The 17,057-nt window shown below is 44.0% G+C and carries 16 protein-coding genes; 5 read left to right on the forward strand and 11 right to left on the reverse strand.

The window, feature by feature from the left end:
* Positions 1-32: 32 nt before the first annotated feature.
* The 4 genes from ARA78_RS08180 to ARA78_RS08190 all read right to left on the reverse strand — a co-directional run bounded on the left by ARA78_RS08180 (position 33) and on the right by ARA78_RS08190 (position 2,369).
* A complete protein-coding gene (locus ARA78_RS08180) occupies positions 33-956 on the reverse strand; it encodes a hypothetical protein (protein ID WP_055222417.1) in 924 nt (307 codons plus the stop codon).
* A gap of 63 nt (positions 957-1,019) precedes the next feature.
* Positions 1,020-1,463, reverse strand: coding sequence for a hypothetical protein (locus tag ARA78_RS08185; RefSeq protein WP_055280339.1), 444 nt, complete (start codon positions 1,461-1,463; stop codon positions 1,020-1,022).
* 36 nt (positions 1,464-1,499) lie between these two features.
* Positions 1,500-1,715: a hypothetical protein gene (locus ARA78_RS13895; protein ID WP_156329433.1), complete on the reverse strand. Its 216-nt coding sequence runs from the start codon at positions 1,713-1,715 to the stop codon at positions 1,500-1,502.
* A 66-nt stretch (positions 1,716-1,781) separates the two neighbouring features.
* Positions 1,782-2,369, reverse strand: a complete 588-nt coding sequence (locus tag ARA78_RS08190) for an accessory gene regulator B family protein (protein ID WP_055222416.1) — start codon at positions 2,367-2,369, stop codon at positions 1,782-1,784.
* A 676-nt stretch (positions 2,370-3,045) separates the two neighbouring features.
* On the opposite strand from ARA78_RS08190, the gene ARA78_RS14040 reads away from it, so the two are divergent.
* From ARA78_RS14040 to ARA78_RS08205, 3 genes are read left to right on the forward strand one after another with little or no spacing between them, the layout of a single operon-like run.
* Positions 3,046-3,828: a sensor histidine kinase gene (locus ARA78_RS14040; protein WP_172674910.1), complete on the forward strand. Its 783-nt coding sequence runs from the start codon at positions 3,046-3,048 to the stop codon at positions 3,826-3,828.
* Between the two features lie 33 nt (positions 3,829-3,861).
* Complete coding sequence (locus ARA78_RS08200) at positions 3,862-4,605, forward strand: LytR/AlgR family response regulator transcription factor (RefSeq protein WP_022217447.1); 744 nt, start codon at positions 3,862-3,864, stop codon at positions 4,603-4,605.
* Between the two features lie 21 nt (positions 4,606-4,626).
* Complete coding sequence (locus ARA78_RS08205) at positions 4,627-5,892, forward strand: sensor histidine kinase (protein WP_055222414.1); 1,266 nt, start codon at positions 4,627-4,629, stop codon at positions 5,890-5,892.
* A 90-nt stretch (positions 5,893-5,982) separates the two neighbouring features.
* Here ARA78_RS08205 and ARA78_RS08210 read toward each other — a convergent pair whose 3' ends face one another.
* From ARA78_RS08210 to iorA, 6 genes are all read right to left on the reverse strand, one after another.
* On the reverse strand, positions 5,983-7,239 hold the full coding sequence (locus tag ARA78_RS08210; RefSeq protein ID WP_055280413.1) for a diaminopimelate decarboxylase: 1,257 nt from the start codon (positions 7,237-7,239) through the stop codon (positions 5,983-5,985).
* A 31-nt stretch (positions 7,240-7,270) separates the two neighbouring features.
* A complete protein-coding gene (locus tag ARA78_RS08215) occupies positions 7,271-8,905 on the reverse strand; it encodes a class I adenylate-forming enzyme family protein (RefSeq protein ID WP_015534358.1) in 1,635 nt (544 codons plus the stop codon).
* Positions 8,906-9,117: 212 nt separating this feature from the next.
* Positions 9,118-9,834 carry a prepilin peptidase gene (locus ARA78_RS08220; protein ID WP_022217444.1) on the reverse strand — a complete coding sequence of 239 codons (717 nt, stop codon included), beginning with the start codon at positions 9,832-9,834 and terminating at the stop codon, positions 9,118-9,120.
* Positions 9,835-9,859: 25 nt separating this feature from the next.
* Positions 9,860-11,101: a phenylacetate--CoA ligase family protein gene (locus ARA78_RS08225; RefSeq protein WP_015534360.1), complete on the reverse strand. Its 1,242-nt coding sequence runs from the start codon at positions 11,099-11,101 to the stop codon at positions 9,860-9,862.
* Positions 11,102-11,143: 42 nt separating this feature from the next.
* Positions 11,144-11,716: an indolepyruvate oxidoreductase subunit beta gene (locus tag ARA78_RS08230; RefSeq protein WP_015534361.1), complete on the reverse strand. Its 573-nt coding sequence runs from the start codon at positions 11,714-11,716 to the stop codon at positions 11,144-11,146.
* Positions 11,709-13,502, reverse strand: coding sequence for an indolepyruvate ferredoxin oxidoreductase subunit alpha (gene iorA / locus ARA78_RS08235; RefSeq protein ID WP_172674911.1), 1,794 nt, complete (start codon positions 13,500-13,502; stop codon positions 11,709-11,711). The genes ARA78_RS08230 and iorA overlap by 8 nt, the downstream gene beginning before the upstream one ends.
* Positions 13,503-13,703: 201 nt before the next feature.
* Between iorA and alr the strand changes: the two genes are divergently transcribed.
* Both alr and ARA78_RS08245 read left to right on the forward strand, forming a co-directional pair.
* Complete coding sequence (alr, locus tag ARA78_RS08240) at positions 13,704-14,837, forward strand: alanine racemase (protein ID WP_055271983.1); 1,134 nt, start codon at positions 13,704-13,706, stop codon at positions 14,835-14,837.
* 31 nt (positions 14,838-14,868) lie between these two features.
* Positions 14,869-15,981 (forward strand): DUF6688 domain-containing protein, encoded by a 1,113-nt coding sequence (locus ARA78_RS08245; RefSeq protein ID WP_055280340.1) that lies wholly within the window; start codon positions 14,869-14,871, stop codon positions 15,979-15,981.
* Positions 15,982-16,148: 167 nt separating this feature from the next.
* On the opposite strand, the gene rsmI is transcribed toward ARA78_RS08245, so the two are convergent.
* Entirely contained in the window at positions 16,149-16,988 is an 840-nt protein-coding gene (rsmI, locus tag ARA78_RS08250) for a 16S rRNA (cytidine(1402)-2'-O)-methyltransferase (protein WP_055280341.1), read from the reverse strand.
* Positions 16,989-17,057: the final 69 nt, after the last annotated feature.

Below are 17,057 nucleotides of genomic sequence, written 5' to 3' on the forward strand. Positions count from 1 at the left end.
ACTTGAAAGCCTCCATCTGACTGCTGTTTATTTCATCGTTCTCTCGGTATATTGTCAAGCTTCACAAGATCCGGGTATGAATCAGGATCAAATAATTCATCAGTTAATGGCGGCTCTCCAATATACAGAGTTACGCTTCCGTTATAACTGTCACTAACCTCAAACCCTAATGTGCACTCCAGAACCTCCGCAGGCTCAAGCGTTCTTAAGAAAAACCAGTCTGCCCTGTCATCTCCTACCATATGAATTGATTTATCAAAATACACCTGGTTGTCTACATTCCACATCTGCGATTTATTTGACAAAACAAATTGCGTATAAAAGCTTAGAACCTTATCTACAGCTTCCTCATTTTCATTCGTTATCCTGCATTTAACAAAATAATATCTGGTCTTCGGATGTATATACTTTGTATTTTCTTCCAGCAAATCCTTGTACTTTTCCTGCATTTCACGGAGCTTATTCATATCATCTTCATTTTCCACTGGAGAATTATATAATTTTTCATAATCGGGAGCCTGCTCAAATACGGCTTCCATATCTGTAATTTTTTCAATAAAATCTGGATCCGGTAATTCACCAGTCTTAAAACATTCTGCAGAATACTTTGTCTGTTTCACAATATCAGTATCCTCAACCACATCAACAGACAGACATTCTACTTTTACTCCGTCACTATTAAATATATTATCTCCCGCAGTATTCTTCCAATTCTTTTCTTCATCGTTATTCCCAACATCTCCTGAAACGATAGATATCTTTTTAGATTCTTCGGTTGTTGGTTCGCTATCAGTCTGATCATCAGTTTCAGATATAGTTTCACTTGTATCACTATTTTCTGTATTTCTTTCATATGGTTTTTTCTTATTTTTTTCAAGATTGTTATTGACAAAAGCCAACCCCAGCAAGACAATACAGATTCCTGCTGCAACCAGCACTGTTTTTTTACTATTCATACACATTACCTCTAATCAAGCTGTGCCTGTAGCAACAGGCACAGCCAACACATTTTTTCTCATCTATTTAGGATATACTGTATATACCTTCGTAGAATCTGGACTCCACCATCCCGATGTAATTTTACCTGTTACTGTTGATCTTCTCGTCATGCGAAGTCTGGCGTAATTCTCGTCGTTTTCATATACATAATTCGTTACACTTGCCTCTACGCCTCTTGGTATGGTCACGTATGCAGATCTATAATTAGCCGTGCCTGTAACTCCAGCCTTTCCCTGTACTCTATAGTCCACTACAGGCCCTGTAGTCGGATATATATATACCTTTGTGGCATTTTCTTTATCTCTCCATCTGCTTATTCCAGTTGGCGAATTACTGTTATATTTAAACTCATCATTTGTTGTATTACCCGCCTTAGCCGGTGCTGCAATTCCCACTGTTCCTGACACCGCCATTGCGCCTGCGACAGCAAACATCGCAAGCTTTGTTTTCATTGACTTCTTCATAACCTTTTGTCCCTCCTAATTAATTATCTACGGTATTTACTCCACTTTTGCCACTTTTAACAATTTTGCTATTGTACTTTTCTGTGTCTGATAGTACAATCCGCTTATCAAGATTTTTCCAGCAAATGATTGTCTTGATATTTCTAATATCCTGAAGCTCAACTCTTCAGGATATTTTACTTTTTCTCTTTCTGCGAATCGATATTCCTGAGACACTCTGGGAGTTCTATCTCTCCCCAATGATTCTGGCATCCAGTCAATTTAATTATGTCTCCAGCCAAATCTTCTAGTATGTCACCAAGCACTGCTCTTACCTTGCTACCAGACATTTTTCTCGCCTCCCTTCTTAATATCTGGCAATATTGATTTCTTACATACAACCAAGATTGCCTCTATTATCTCAAGCAGCAAAATACATGTTATCGTACTGCTATAAGATTTCATAATTACGCTCAAAACAGCCGAGACCATCAATCCAGCTATACATCTTATTTTTATATTTATACGTTTCTTCCCTATATATTTGGGACGTTGTTCTGATGGTAACGGTGCATATAAAATAACCATAAGCACACATAACAAAATACTTGCACTCTGCATAAGTAAACTGAAATGAAATATTTTTCCGCCTATTATCGCTAAAGAATACACCATAGTTGTCATCATCGTACATCCAAACCAGGTTGTCATATGCATTCCACCCATAAATTTCCTTGTTAAAGATATTACCAACATACAAACCAGAGCTTCTTTGGTTGTATCAAATATTATTGATATCAGAATAATGATAAGAAACTTTTCTATATCATCTATTATTTTCTGTAACGAATATCCTATCTTTGCTGTCCTGTCGGACTCGGAATCGTACTCATCGCCTTCAATTGCCTTTACCAAATACCTGCTCAATCTTTTATTTAGATTCTCTATTCGACCACCTCCACTTTTCTTTTATCATACAACTACTTAGATTGCAATATATTTTACTTAATTTGTCATAAACGGTATCTATCATGTCATAAACGACAATTGACTAAGCTTTTTTACTCTCATATAATGTTTTAAAATCTCTTATTATTTGCGGGAAAGCGAGCGTGAAAATATGCCTGACATAATTATTGAACAGCTTTGTTTTTTGTTAGAACTTATTTGTTATCTTACTCTTATATCCTCTCTCTCAGGTATACCAATAAAGAAAATGCGTCATCCCTTTATTGCTCTATCCAGTAATTTTTTTATATGCTCTGTGCTCTCATATATTTTTTCTAACGCCTTAGGCTGGATTATTCTGTGTTTATGCTGCTTTATCACTTTTTCTTACATACTACATGTATCATTTTTCAAATCATCAATAGCATATGTTTTATCCTATGCCTTGCTTAGCCTTATTCAGGATATAGTTGTTATGGCTTTTAACCGATTCAGCATTCAGGATAAGGCTTTTTCATCTTTTCTTGGATCTGCAATATCTACTATTTTAATTTTAATATTGTGTCGTTTCATCAATCTGAATAAATGGTTTTTACTGTTAATGGAAGGATCTCTGTACCCTAAATATCTCATATTGCATTTATATGTTCTCTATATGGTAGAAATAGGACTGTCAAAGTACAGTGCAATTAATATCAATGCACTTATCCCCCTCATCTCATTTTTCACCGTGATAGTCCTCATCACCGACATAGTAATCCTCAGCCAGCAACAGATCATCAGCAAGCAGCAGCACGATCTGGCAAATTACAACGTCTATCAGCCTATGATGGATGATCTGATTGAGGACGTCACGGGAAGGCAGCATGACTTTGACAATATATTGACCGGTATTCGAATGCTTCCATATACACACACCGACTACAGTTCATTAAAGGAGGCTCTTATCAGCAGTTCAGATGAGGTTATATCCGAATACAGAACCACCGAGCTTCTGAAAATCAACATGTTCGTGATCGCCGGGTTTATATACAGCAAACAAAAGCAGGCAGAAAAGGCGCACAAAAAGCTGAATATTGTCGTTCACAGCTATCTGCTCGAGAGCCGGATGCCTGAATATGAGCTGGTCAGGGTTCTGGGAATACTCATCGACAATGCACTGGAGGCCATATCTGAGCACGATAGTATGACTCTGCACCTAGATAGCCGGGACGGCAGGATCATCATCACCACTCTGAACAAAGGTCCTCTGCTAACACCCGAGATCAGAGCAAAGCTTTTCACGGCAGGCTATACCACCAAGACCTGTGATCGTCAGAAGCACGGTCTTGGTCTTTACAATCTCAGGCGTCTGGTATTTAAATATAATGGAAAAATATATCTGGAAAACGATTATCTTCTGGATGATACTCTGGTGCGTTTTGAAGTAATGGTTTAAAATACAACACATAGAAGGAAGGAGTCTTTTATAATGAGAGCTTTGGTAGTTGAAGACAATGTGGCACAATTAAATGGTCTGGCAGAAATAATAGAAGAAAGCTTCCCCGACATAGAATGTCTGAAGGCCGCCTGTTATGATGATGCTCTGGCTCTGGCAGATTCGCACAGCATCCAGCTTTTTCTGCTGGATATACAGCTTGGCGCCGACCCGGATAAGGACGGAATAACGCTGGGAGAACAATTGCGGAGGAATCCGCGTTATCAGACAACTCCTATTTTGTACGTGACAGCTCTTGTAAACGAAGCTCCCAGAGCGATCCACAAGACCAACTGCTACGATTATCTGGTCAAGCCCTACTCACAGCAGGATCTGATAGAATCTGTCTCCAAGCTCCTGAACCTTTCTCTGATCAGGGAGGAACCAATAGAGCTTACCGACAGAGATGGTGTACTTGCCAGGATCAGACCAGACAATATACTATACATTAAATCCGAGCTGCGAAACATGCATGTCCACACAACCACCGGACTATTTATATCCACAGGAACACGACTCTCTGTATTTGCGGACTCTCTTCCATCGTATTTTGCGCGCTGCCACAAGAGCTTTATCGTAAACCTTCATCATGTGGATACCTACGACAAGGTTACCGCCATGGTATCGCTTGACACACCGGACTATCAATGGATACCGGTTGGCCGCAAATATGCCACAGAGTTTGGTCACAGACTTAAGGCTTCCACAACTGCGCACAAACACGTTGAACAGGCTTAGCAATGATAAGGAGTATTTGAAATGCCGAATTCTATAATTGATCTCCTATGCTTTACATTGGAAACAATGAAGGATGTTATTTTTATATCTGCCCTCATCGGAAGAAAATTCCGGGATATGCGCCACCCAATTATTGGAATGGCTGCTTACCTTATACTCGGGAATGCAGTTTCCTTAATTTTCCCAAATGCATTTGGATGGCTGGCATTATGCCTGCTGTCCTATCTCATGCTGTTGTATATTATGAAGACCAGATATTTTTATGTATTGATGGCGTATATTCTTGAATATCTGTATGCGGCTTTTCTTGAGGATATCATCATCATGGGTATGACACGTCTGGGTGTGAACAAAGAGATATACCTGTCCATTTCCTGTGCTGTATTTTCATTTCTGATCTCAGTGGCTCTGTGCAGATATGCGCCTATGAACCGTGTGTTCCAAACCTTCATGGGCGGCAGTGGAATTATCAAATTCCTGTCTATTCATTTGTATGTTGTGTATATGATCGAGACCGGGCTATACAAATTCAGTTTCATCGACACTTCGGTGTATATACCTGTGATATCATGCTTTGCGGTTGTGGTCATTCTCTCGGATATCATCATTCTGGGACAGCAGCGAACCATAGGAAAGCAGCAGCACGACCTGGAATGCTTTAAAACCTATCAGCCTATGATGGCTGATCTGATAAAGGATCTGCGAAGCAAACAGCACGACTTTGATAACCATCTGACGGCAGTCAGAATGCTTCCATACACCTATAGGGATTATGAGTCTCTGAAAAATGCCCTGATAAACTATTCGGACAATATGGTATCTGAATACCGTGAGTCTGAGCTGCTTCGCATCAATCTGTCTGTTGTCGCCGGTTTTATATATAGCAAGATGATCAATGCCGAAAAGAACGGAAAGACTCTGAATGTGATAGTCAGACAGCATACGTTGAAAAGCTGTATGCCCGAATATGAGATTATACGTATACTTGGAATATTAATAGACAATGCTCTGGAGGCTGTAGATGCTCCGGGATCTGCCACCCTGTCTCTTGACAGCAGTCAGAACCAGATCATCATAAGCACCATGAACAAAGGTCCTGTGTTGAGCTCTGATCTTAGAAGAAATATGTTTACCTACGGCTACACAACCAAGACCATCGACAAGCAGCATCACGGATATGGTCTTCCGAACATGAAAAAGCTTGTGGATGAATATGAGGGAAAGATATGTCTGGATAACCGAACCATATCCGGACAGAATTATATTTGCTTCGAGGTGACAGTGTAACGCAGCTCATGCACATAGAAAACCGGCAGTATACAGTTGGACTTCAACTCATATACTGCCGGTTTTCTATGCTTATCTATGGTCTGCCTGTTACAGCTCTACATTCCAGAAATCCTTGATGGTTGCGAAGTAATCCTCAGGTGTCTCTGCACGGCGGATAAGCTTAAATGAGCCGTCCGGTCTGAGCAGAACCTCTGCTGACTTCAGCTTGCCGTTGTAGTTGTAGCCCATGGCAAAGCCGTGTGCTCCTGTGTCGTGGATGACAAGGATATCTCCCATGTCGATCTTTGGAAGCATTCTGTCTATAGCGAACTTATCATTGTTCTCGCACAACGAGCCTGTCACATCATACTTGTGATCGCATGGCTCATTCTCCTTGCCGAGAACTGTGATATGATGGTATGCACCGTACATGGCCGGTCTCATGAGGTTGACTGCACATGCGTCCACTCCGATGTACTCCTTGTGTGTGTGCTTCTCATGAATGGCTGTTGTAACCAGGTGTCCGTAAGGTGCCAGCATGAAACGTCCGAGCTCTGTGAAGATAGCTACATCACCCATGCCTGCCGGTACAAGCACTTCCTCATATACCTTTCTGACACCCTCGCCGATGACCATGATGTCATTTGGCTCTTTGTCCGGTGTATATGGGATTCCAACTCCGCCTGACAGGTTGATGAAGTCAAGCTTCACTCCGGTCTTCTCCTTGATCTCAACTGCTGTCTCAAACAGAATCTTTGCAAGTGTTGGATAGTATTCATTTGTCACTGTATTGCTGGCAAGGAATGCATGCATTCCGAATCTCTTCACGCCCTTTGCCTTGAGGATCTTGTATGCCTCGATGATCTGATCCTTTGTCATACCATACTTTGCATCACCAGGGTTGTCCATGATGGTTGTTGATATAGAGAACTTTCCACCCGGATTGAATCTGCAGCAGATCTTCTCTGGGATTCCTGCTGACTTCTCCAGAAAATCAATGTGTGTGAAATCGTCAAGATTGATGGTTGCGTTCAGCTTCTTTGCAAGCACGAATTCTTCGGCAGGGGTGTCATTGGACGAGAACATGATCTCATCGCCCTTAAATCCCATCTTGTCTGACATCATAAGCTCTGTCAGTGATGAACAGTCAGTTCCGCAGCCCTCTTCCTTGAGAATCTTGAGTATTGTTGGGTTTGGAGTAGCCTTTACAGCGAAATACTCCTTGAATCCTTTATTCCATGAAAACGCCTTGTAAAGCTTTCGCGCATTCTCTCTGATTCCTTCTTCATCGTAAATGTGAAATGGTGTAGGGATCTCCTTGATGATCTCTTCTGCCTTTGCCTTTGTAATAAATGGTGTCTTCATCTTTTTTGTCCTTTCTGTCTTTTCCTGCATACTATGCGTTGTTCTCCGCTGCGACAAGGTTCTCACTCTTGTGCATCTTACGGAGAAGTGGCTTTTCTATCTTACCTGTAGCATTTCTCGGAACGTGCTCAAATATGATCTTCCTTGGTCTCTTGTATCTTGGAAGTTCTTTACAGAACTCGTTGATCTCCTCCTCTGTGCAGGTCATGCCATCCTTTACCTCTATGATGGCCGCTGTGATCTCTCCGAGACGGGCATCTGCGATACCGATGACTGCAACGTCCTTGATCTTCTCGTATTTGCTGAGGAAGTTCTCTATCTGTACAGGGTAGATATTCTCTCCACCACTGATTATAACATCTTTCTTTCTATCTACAAGATAAATAAATCCATCTTCGTCCTGCATAGCCATATCTCCTGTGTACAGCCAGCCATCCTTCAGGCACTCCTCTGTCGCCTTTGGATTCTTGTAGTAGCAGGTCATGACACCAGGTCCCTTGAGGATAAGCTCACCGACTGCGCCCTGCTCAACCTCTGTTCCGTCCTCATTCACGATCTTTGCCTGCCAGCCATAACCCGGCACACCGATGGCTCCGACCTTATGTATGTTCTCTACTCCCAGATGTACAGCGCCCGGTCCGATGGACTCTGAAAGTCCATAGTTCGTGTCGTACTGATGGTTAGGGAATATCTCTTTCCATTTCTTTATAAGACTCTGTGGTACAGGCTGTGCTCCGATGTGCATCAGTCTCCACTGTGACAGCTCATAATCCTCCAGATGTACATCGCCGTTCTCTATTGCAAGCAGTATATCCTGAGCCCATGGCACAAGAAGCCATACTATAGTACACTTCTCATCGCTTACCGTCTGAAGTATGGTCTTAGCACTTACGCCCTTGAGCAGAACGGCTTTGCCGCCCACTATCAGGCTTCCAAACCAGTGCATCTTGGCACCTGTGTGGTACAGAGGAGGAATACACAGGAATACATCATCCTTTGTCTGTCCGTGATGTACATTCTCGACCTTTGCCGCATGCATCAGGCTCTCATGGTTGTGCAGGATAGCCTTTGGGAATCCTGTTGTTCCAGATGAGAAATATATAGCCGCATCATCACTGTCCTTGATGTCTCTCTTCTCGAATACACTTGAGCAGTTGGATGTCAGCTTGTCATAGTCCTCCGCAAATGTAGGACAGTTGCCTCCCACATAGAAGAGGATTCTCTTCTCAGCTATCTCGTCAACGACAGCCTCTATACGTCCGATGAACTCAGGGCCAAATACAAGCACGTCGACATCCGCAAGCTCTACACAGTATTTAATCTCCTCCGCATCGTATCTGAAGTTGAACGGAACCACTATAGCTCCCGTCTTCAACACTCCGAAATATATTGGAAGCCACTCAAGGCAGTTCATCATGAGGATACCTACCTTGTCTCCCTTCTGGATTCCACGTGACACCAGAAGATTAGCAAATCTGTTTGCCTTCTCATTGAACACGCTCCATGTGATCTCTCTTCTGTACTGGCATGTAGGATTCGACTCTATGAGCTCATACTCTCTCCATGTAACCCTTCTCGTCTCCTGCACATCAGGATTTATCTCTACCAGAGCGACATCATTTCCGTATTCTCTGGCATTTCTCTCTAAGTAATCTGTGATTGGCATAACCGTAACTCCTAACCTCTCTTAATAATTGCTCTTCTTTCTCAATTAAAAGCTTTAACGCGTTAAATTGCACGCTCTTTACAGTATATCCCTCACATGGAAAATATACAATAGGCAATTACATTTGAATACTATCATAAAAAATAGTGCTGATGTATAAGTTTTTTATCACTTATACATCAGCACTATTTCTTTTTCATGGATTCATCACTCTACGCATAGAATGACGCCTTGATCATATTGATATAACTGTTCATCATCTGTGATCCCACAAATGTCGCGATCATCAGTCCTACGCTGAGCGCCGGGCCAAATGCGAAATGATCGTCCTTGCCCTTCTTTCGCCTTGCAAGAAGTATCACGCCCTGGCATCCACCTATGATAAGTCCGATGAAGAACGCTATGACCGTAGCCTTCCAGCCAAGGAAGAATCCTGCGGCAAACATGAGCTTGATATCTCCACCGCCAAATCCATCCGGAATGACCAGCACTATCAGGAACAGTGGAAGACTCACACATATCATTCCTATGAGCCTGCTCACAAGTGAGAGATCACCGCCTGTCAGAGAAAAGCCTCCTCTTGTGAATATGGATATAACTCCAAGCACCAGTATGCATACATTCAGCACAAATGGTATCTCCATGGTGTCCGCGTCTATGAATGTGATGATAGTCAGCAGTGCAAAGAACAGGAATACCGTGACCGCCTCAAGGCTCACATCAAACTGCCACACCATCAGCACTCCGAACACTCCACCAAGTATCTGTATGAACAGGCATCTCGGAGAAAACTTCTCAAAACTCTTCGGCTTTCCCTTAAAAATATTCTCATTGTTCGGCAGCTTGAGTATGATCTCATTCGCCAGAGTGAAAAGCACCACCCCAAGTAAAAACGCAACTATACAAGCTGCTATATTAATTGAATTCATAAACAAAATATCCCTTCTAAAAATATTACTGCTCACGATGGTCGATGACACGCTGTGTCTTCTTCTCACTTCTAGGCAGCGTTCCAACAGGGACAACTGTGATCTTCGGTGTAACTCCGATCCTTGACTTGAACAGATCTCTGATCTGACGTCCTGTCTGCTCGAAATCTACACGTCCCTCGGCCTCAACTGTAACCAGCATGATATCCTTATTGGCAGGCTCATCATGGGCTATATTTATGGTGTACTCGCTTGGGACTCCATCCACAAGTGCAAGCAGCTCCTCAACCTGGCTTGGGAACATATTTACGCCGTGTACCTTGAACATATCGTCACTTCTGCCCTTGATGATATCCAATCTAGGATGCTTTCTTCCGCATGGACACTCACCCGGAATGATCCTTGATATATCGTGTGTCCTGAAACGGATGAGCGGAGCTCCCTCCTTCACCAGAGTAGTGATAACGATCTCTCCCTCCTCTCCGTCAGGGAGAGTCTTTCCGGTCTTCGGATCTATTATCTCTATATAAACATAATCATCCCAATAGTGCATTCCATTCTGGGCATCGCAGCTTATTCCGATACCAGGCCCATAGATCTCTGTAAGTCCATATATATCATACAGCTCTATTCCAAGCTTCTCTTTTATATACTCTCTCTTCTTCTCACTCCAACGTTCTGAGCCAAATACGCCCTTCTTCAAATGTATCTTATCCTTAAGCCCTCTCTTATCTATCTCTTCGGCAAGAAGAAGTGCGTATGATGACGTTGCTGTGAGAACTGTACTTTCAAGATCGATCATCATCTGTAACTGTTTGTCAGTATTTCCAGGGCCCATAGGAATTACCATGGCACCAAGCTTCTCCGCGCCTGCCTGAAATCCTATTCCGGCTGTCCACAGACCATATCCCGGTGTGATATGTACTCGGTCTTTCTTTGTCACTCCGGCTGTCTCGTAGCATCTTGCGAACATGGTTGCCCAGTCATCGACATCCTTTGCTGTATAAGGTATGATAACCGGCTTTCCTGTTGTTCCTGAAGATGAATGGATACGTACCACTTCCTCATCCGGAACAGCCTGTATTCCCAGTGGATAAGCATTTCTCAGATCATCCTTGCTTGAAAACGGAAGCTCCTCAAATGCCTCCTGACTTGTCACATCTGTTATACCAAGCTCTCTGTACTTCTTACCATAATAGCTGTCAGTCTTTACAAGTCTTTTTATCTGAGCGTCCACCTGACTGAGCTGTGTGTCATTTAACTTCATAATTTTTACTCTCCTTTTTCCCTTCGGTCAGCCCATCGCCAACTACATCTTCATCGCATATTCAAATACTTTCTTGTTCACCTCTACAAACTTCGGATTCACTCCATTCTCAATAGCTGAAATTATATCCGCCTCGTAAAGTCCAAGTCTACCGCTGGCTGCTGCAACTCCAAGAAGTGCTATGTTGTAGAACTTTGCCGAACCAAATTCACGGCTTATCGCCGCGCCGTCCATGACTATACAATCGCATTTATCCTTCAGGTAGTCAAGCATCGGCTGCGCCTCGTAGCCTGAATTCATAAGCGAGTCAGTCGCCGGTTTCACCGGGACGTTATTGGTGATGACGATTCCTCCCTTTTTCAGATAAGCCAGATTGCGCACCGCCTCTGCAGGCTCAAACGCAAGTATAATGTCAGCACCGCCCTGGGCTATGAGTGGCGAATACGCCTCACCGATCCTCACATGGCTCGTGACACTTCCGCCTCTCTGCGCCATTCCTATGGTCTCCGCCGAATGTACCGTCTCGCCCTTTGCCATATAAGCCGATGCGATGAGCTTGGACGCAAGAACCGTTCCCTGTCCGCCTACTCCGCAGACCAGAATATCTTTATTCATTGCAAGCACCTCCTATCGCCCCCACCGGACAGATCTGTGAACAAAGACCGCATCCCGTACACAGGCTTTCATCTATCGCCACCTTACCATCCTTCAGGATTATCGCAGGGCAGCCTATCTCTCTGATACATTTCTTACACTGTATACACTTTTCGGATATCTCCATCTTGCCAGACGGCTTGGTGATGGCTATACATGGCGACTTGAAAATGATCGCTTTGACACCTCTGATATCCGCACACTCCTTAACTGCTGCCACGCTCGCCTCAAGATCAAGCGGATCAACAGTGACTATCTTCTTCACTCCGATTCCTTCAAGAACCTTCTGTATACTCACCTTGTCCACGAACTGGCCCATCATGTTGCGTCCTGTTCCCGGATGTGGCTGGTGTCCCGTCATGGCTGTGGTCGAATTGTCCAGCACGCACAGGATCATATTTGCATCATTGTACACTGCATTTACCACGCCGGTCATACCAGACGCGAAGAATGTGGAATCTCCCACAAATGCAAAGCACACGCCATCTTCATCCACCCAGTGGAAGCCCTGCGCCATAGTGATTCCGGCTCCCATGCACAGACAGGTATCCACCATGTCAAGCGGCATGGCATTTCCAAGTGTATAGCATCCGATATCTCCGCAGAAATAACTCTTTCTGCCGGCCATCGCCTTCTTTACCGCATAGAATGACGCTCTGTGAGGGCATCCCGCACACAGCACAGGCGGCCTTACAGGAAGTGCCGGTGCATCTGACACATCCACCTGGGAAGTCTTCTCAAGTCCCAGAAAATCGCACAGGATGTCTGCAGCCTTGTTTGTGCTGAGCTCTCCGCTTGTCGGCACATCACCGGTCTGCTTTCCTCTGACATTTATATCCATATGATATTTGCCCGCAAGGCGTAATATCTGATTCTCTATGTATGGGCTGAGCTCCTCAAGACACATGACCTCCGTCACTCCGTCTAGCGCATTCTTCACAAACTGCTCCGGGAAAGGATGTGGGGTCGCTATACGGATCAGCTTCACATCAGACACATTCTTAAGTGTCTCTTTTGCGTAGCAGTAGCTGATTCCCGATGCGAATACCGCCTTACTGCCGCTTCCCTCCACCGTGTTCATGGAGTAGTCGCCAAAGTCATCCCCGATCTCTACATTTCTCTTCTCTATCATGGCATGGTTGGCAAATGACAATCTCGGGAAGATGACCCATTTCTTTGAATCCTTTACAAATCCCTCATATTCCTTTGCCTTCCACTCGTCTTTTACCTCTATGGATGCGTATGCATGACACACTCTTGTTGTCGGTCTGAACAGAACCGGTGTCTTGTATTTCTCCGAGTAGTCAAATGCATCCTGTATCATCTGATATGCCTCCTCAGGAGTCGACGGGTCAAATACCGGGATCCTGCAGAAGTCCGCAAACATCCTCGTATCCTGCTCCGTCTGTGACGATATCGGTCCCGGATCGTCCGCAGACACGATGACCATTCCGCCCTTTATCCCGACATACGCCAGCGACATAATCGGATCCGATGCCACGTTGAGGCCCACCTGTTTCATGGTCACAAGCGTCCTCGCTCCACTGTATGATGCACTGGCGGCAACCTCCATAGCCGCTTTCTCATTTACCGACCACTCCACATGGACTCCGTCATGCGGGTATTTTGCTACTGTCTCCAGTATCTCTGAAGACGGGGTTCCCGGATATCCCGCCACAAGGTTCAGACCCGCCGCAAGTGCACCGAGGGCTATGGCCCCGTTACCCATAACATATTCTTTTCTCATAACAATACTACCTTCCAAGTCATTTATAAATTCTCTTATATTTCGATATTATAACCTCCACGGCTTTCAATGACAACAAATATTCGGGGCAGCACCACTTTACTGTTATAAAGTGGTGCTGCCCCTTCAAATTCATGCTCTTCTTTTTAACATGCATATGTGATACAATGTTTCTTGAATTTTTATAGAAGGAGAATAACCATGAACAACCGACCATTTGCCGGCAGAACTGCTGCCGTTATAGATCTGGCAAAGCTCAGGAGCAATATTGCCAACATAAAATCAAGACTGAAACCGGGTGTTGAATTTATCGCTGTCATGAAGGGCGATGGATACCGCCACGGTATTGCAGGACTTTACCCGACACTCAAGGAATGTGGCATAGACAGCTACGCCGTTGCCATCTGGGAAGAGGGAAAGATGCTCAGGGACGCGGGGGCCACAGAGTCTATCCTTATCCTCGGCGATACAGCAGATGACATGCTGGATGAGGCCGCAAAGTACGACCTTGATCTCACTGTCTTTTCAATGGAGGGTGCTGAGAACATGGCTGCCGCTGCAAGAAGAGCCGGCAAGAAACAGAATGTCCAGATAAAGCTGAACACCGGTATGAACCGAATAGGATTCCCGGTATGTCAGGAATCATTTGACACTATAAAGAAGATCTGCGAGATGGATGACCTGAACGTAACAGGTATATTTACACATTTTGCAAGGGCAGACGAGGGCGACCACACAAGCGCCAGAAAGCAGCTTGACCTATACCTCCACGCCGTAAATGAACTTGAGAAAATGGGGGTTGTCATACCAAAGCACCATGTAGCCAACAGCCCTGCCATACTGATGTTGCCTGAGGCACAGCTCGACGCAGTCAGATGCGGTGATATCCTCTATGGTCTCACTCCTTCTGATGATTTTGACTGGAAGAATTCAGGACTTCAGGAGATCCTCAGCTGGTACACATACGTTGCCATGGTGAAGGAGGTTCCTGCCGGTTCAGAAATCGGCTACGGCGGAACATTTGTCACCAAAAGGCCTACAAAGATCGCCACTCTGCCTGTCGGATTTGCCGACGGCTACAGCCGCTATCTGTCCAACAAGGGCAAGGTCATCATAAACGGCCATGAAGCGCCGATCATCGGACGCGTATGTATGGATCAGTGCATGGCAGACATTACAGACATCCCGGATGTAAAGCGCGGCGACACCGTGACTCTTCTCGGCGAGGGCATGTCCATCGAAGACATGGCAAATATGCTCGACACCAACGTGGATGTGATCGTGTGCAACATATCGGTGAGGGTACCTAGGGTTTATATAAATGGGGATGTCTGATCGGCAGTATTTGTGAAAGGGAGATTTGTAAATGTTTCATTTGAACGACATATTAATATTTTTATTTTTCGGTATAGTCGCATTTATTATACCCGGAACTTTAACAGTCTGGAATATTTACAATTGTTTTTCTGCCAAACCCCAAAAGGAAAAGCTTATCTCAACCGTAACTGTTCTGGTTGGCGGCCTGTTATATCTGATGCTGTTTGCGATAACGTATGATACAGCAGGCGACTGGTATGAACAGGTTAATACTATGCAATTTCACTATGTGATTTCTTCCGGGTATTGGGGAATTTCCTGGGTTGCTTTATTAGGATTTGCTGCATATTTTGTGTTGTTATACATAAATGCAGACCGACTGCCGCCATTAGTATCCGCGGCTGCCATTTCCTTTATTATCCTGCTTAATGTATTGCAGATTACGTTTGCTGTTCAGTTATCTAAAAATATCAATAATCCCTTAGAATTGTCATTTTATGTTTATCATTTCAACATATTGCTGTTATCTGCAAGAGCAATTCAGAGGCATATGCTGCAACAGGTAGAAATCTTTAAAAACAGAGCAGCAGCACAGGATAACAATATACGTTTCAAGAAATTTTACGATATCATTAACAGCTTATCCAGGTACACCTTTGTAATTTTTGTTGCACTGTTTCTGGTTGTGGCAATTATCGAGATTATATTTGTCCTAATTGGTCAGGGACTGGATGCTCCGATTAAGGCATTTACAGATACTGCAGATTGGACATTTTCAAAGCAGACACCACCACCGCCATCAGATTACGAAGGACATTATCTTTGTATGGTAGCCGCCGGTGGGCACAAAAAAGTTGTGAAACCGCTTAGATTTGGAAGCAGGAGAGGTGCAACGATCATTGTAAACAGGCAATTATGTATTGCCAACGCATTTGAAGAAGTGATTCAGATAAAATTTCCAAGTTTTCACAGGATGGTTCGCCACATATATGATACATACGGCTATCCTCTGTCGAAACTCATAACAAATCCTCTTAGAGCAGATGTTGTTTATATTATAATGAAACCATTGGAATGGATATTTTTATTATTCTTATATCTGGTTGATGTCAGACCGGAACAGAGAATAAGAAACCAGTATGTTTTACAATTCAAAAGATAAGGTGTGAATATGGGGAGTGTTATTTCCATCATGTCTATTATTATCTCCATCATTTATTGATAAAATGATGGAGATAAATCTGAAATGAAGGAGATTTTTAAGCAAGAAGTGTCAGGTACAGATAATCTTTTGTTTATCCGCACCTGACACCAATCTACCTCCGTTTTCTATTTCATCACCGCATTATACACATCCCTCTTAGGGACTCCGCGGTCTACAGCTGCCTGCTTGATCGCATCCTTCTTGGACATACCCTGATCAACGTACGTCTGGACATGTTCCTCCACGGACATAGCCTCGAACGAGCTCTTCTTCTCTTCCTCAAGCTTCTTCACATCAAGCCCTTCTATCACTATGACGAATTCTCCTCTCGGATCTTCCCCCTCGTAACGAGCTATCGCCTGAGAGAGCATCATAGGCTCTATGGTTTCATGTTTCTTGGTGATCTCTCTGGCAAGTGTTATATGCCTGTCACCGAGAGCCTCCATGAGTTCCGCCAAAGTCTTCTTCAGCTTGTGTGGAGCCTCATACATCACCATAGTCCTCGTCTCTCGCTTCATCTCCTCAAGCACTCTTGTTCTATCCTTCTTGTCATACGGCAGAAACGCCTCAAATGCAAATCTTCTGGTCGAAAGTCCTGAGCTGATGAGCGCCGATATACATGCACACGCCCCCGGCACCGGTGTAACCTCAAGCTCTGCGGCAAGAGCCTGTCTCACAAGCTCCTCCCCGGGATCAGATATTCCCGGAGTTCCTGCATCTGTTATGACTGCCACGTTCTGTCCCTGCTGCATTTTCTCAACGAGAACCTTCGCCTTATCGTATTTGTTGTATTCATGATAGCTTGTCATCGGAGTCTTGATCTCGAAATGATTGAGCAGCTTGATACTGTTTCTTGTATCCTCAGCCGCTATCACATCCACCTCTTCAAGAACCCTGACAGCCCTGTATGTCATATCCTCAAGATTACCTATAGGTGTCGCCACCAGATATAATTTGCCTGCCATATATAAACCTCACTATCTGTAATATGTACATTAGGGTGTTTACAACATTTTTCACTTTCATGCTGCAGC

This window comes from Coprococcus eutactus (assembly GCF_001404675.1).
In the GTDB taxonomy this organism is placed as follows: domain Bacteria; phylum Bacillota; class Clostridia; order Lachnospirales; family Lachnospiraceae; genus Coprococcus; species Coprococcus aceti.

What these genes read in the sequence shown, in the direction of transcription:
- ARA78_RS08225 (WP_015534360.1), bottom strand. Translation starts at nt 11,101, where the DNA reads ATGAAGTTAAATGACACACAGCTCAGTCAGGTGGACGCTCAGATAAAA.
- ARA78_RS08230 (WP_015534361.1), bottom strand. Translation starts at nt 11,716, where the DNA reads ATGAATAAAGATATTCTGGTCTGCGGAGTAGGCGGACAGGGAACGGTT.
- ARA78_RS08245 (WP_055280340.1), top strand. Translation starts at nt 14,869, where the DNA reads ATGTTTCATTTGAACGACATATTAATATTTTTATTTTTCGGTATAGTC.
- iorA (WP_172674911.1), bottom strand. Translation starts at nt 13,502, where the DNA reads ATGAGAAAAGAATATGTTATGGGTAACGGGGCCATAGCCCTCGGTGCA.
- ARA78_RS08180 (WP_055222417.1), bottom strand. Translation starts at nt 956, where the DNA reads ATGAATAGTAAAAAAACAGTGCTGGTTGCAGCAGGAATCTGTATTGTC.
- alr (WP_055271983.1), top strand. Translation starts at nt 13,704, where the DNA reads ATGAACAACCGACCATTTGCCGGCAGAACTGCTGCCGTTATAGATCTG.
- ARA78_RS13895 (WP_156329433.1), bottom strand. Translation starts at nt 1,715, where the DNA reads ATGCCAGAATCATTGGGGAGAGATAGAACTCCCAGAGTGTCTCAGGAA.
- ARA78_RS08215 (WP_015534358.1), bottom strand. Translation starts at nt 8,905, where the DNA reads ATGCCAATCACAGATTACTTAGAGAGAAATGCCAGAGAATACGGAAAT.
- ARA78_RS08200 (WP_022217447.1), top strand. Translation starts at nt 3,862, where the DNA reads ATGAGAGCTTTGGTAGTTGAAGACAATGTGGCACAATTAAATGGTCTG.
- ARA78_RS08210 (WP_055280413.1), bottom strand. Translation starts at nt 7,239, where the DNA reads ATGAAGACACCATTTATTACAAAGGCAAAGGCAGAAGAGATCATCAAG.
- ARA78_RS08205 (WP_055222414.1), top strand. Translation starts at nt 4,627, where the DNA reads ATGCCGAATTCTATAATTGATCTCCTATGCTTTACATTGGAAACAATG.
- rsmI (WP_055280341.1), bottom strand. Translation starts at nt 16,988, where the DNA reads ATGGCAGGCAAATTATATCTGGTGGCGACACCTATAGGTAATCTTGAG.
- ARA78_RS08185 (WP_055280339.1), bottom strand. Translation starts at nt 1,463, where the DNA reads ATGAAGAAGTCAATGAAAACAAAGCTTGCGATGTTTGCTGTCGCAGGC.
- ARA78_RS08220 (WP_022217444.1), bottom strand. Translation starts at nt 9,834, where the DNA reads ATGAATTCAATTAATATAGCAGCTTGTATAGTTGCGTTTTTACTTGGG.
- ARA78_RS14040 (WP_172674910.1), top strand. Translation starts at nt 3,046, where the DNA reads ATGGTAGAAATAGGACTGTCAAAGTACAGTGCAATTAATATCAATGCA.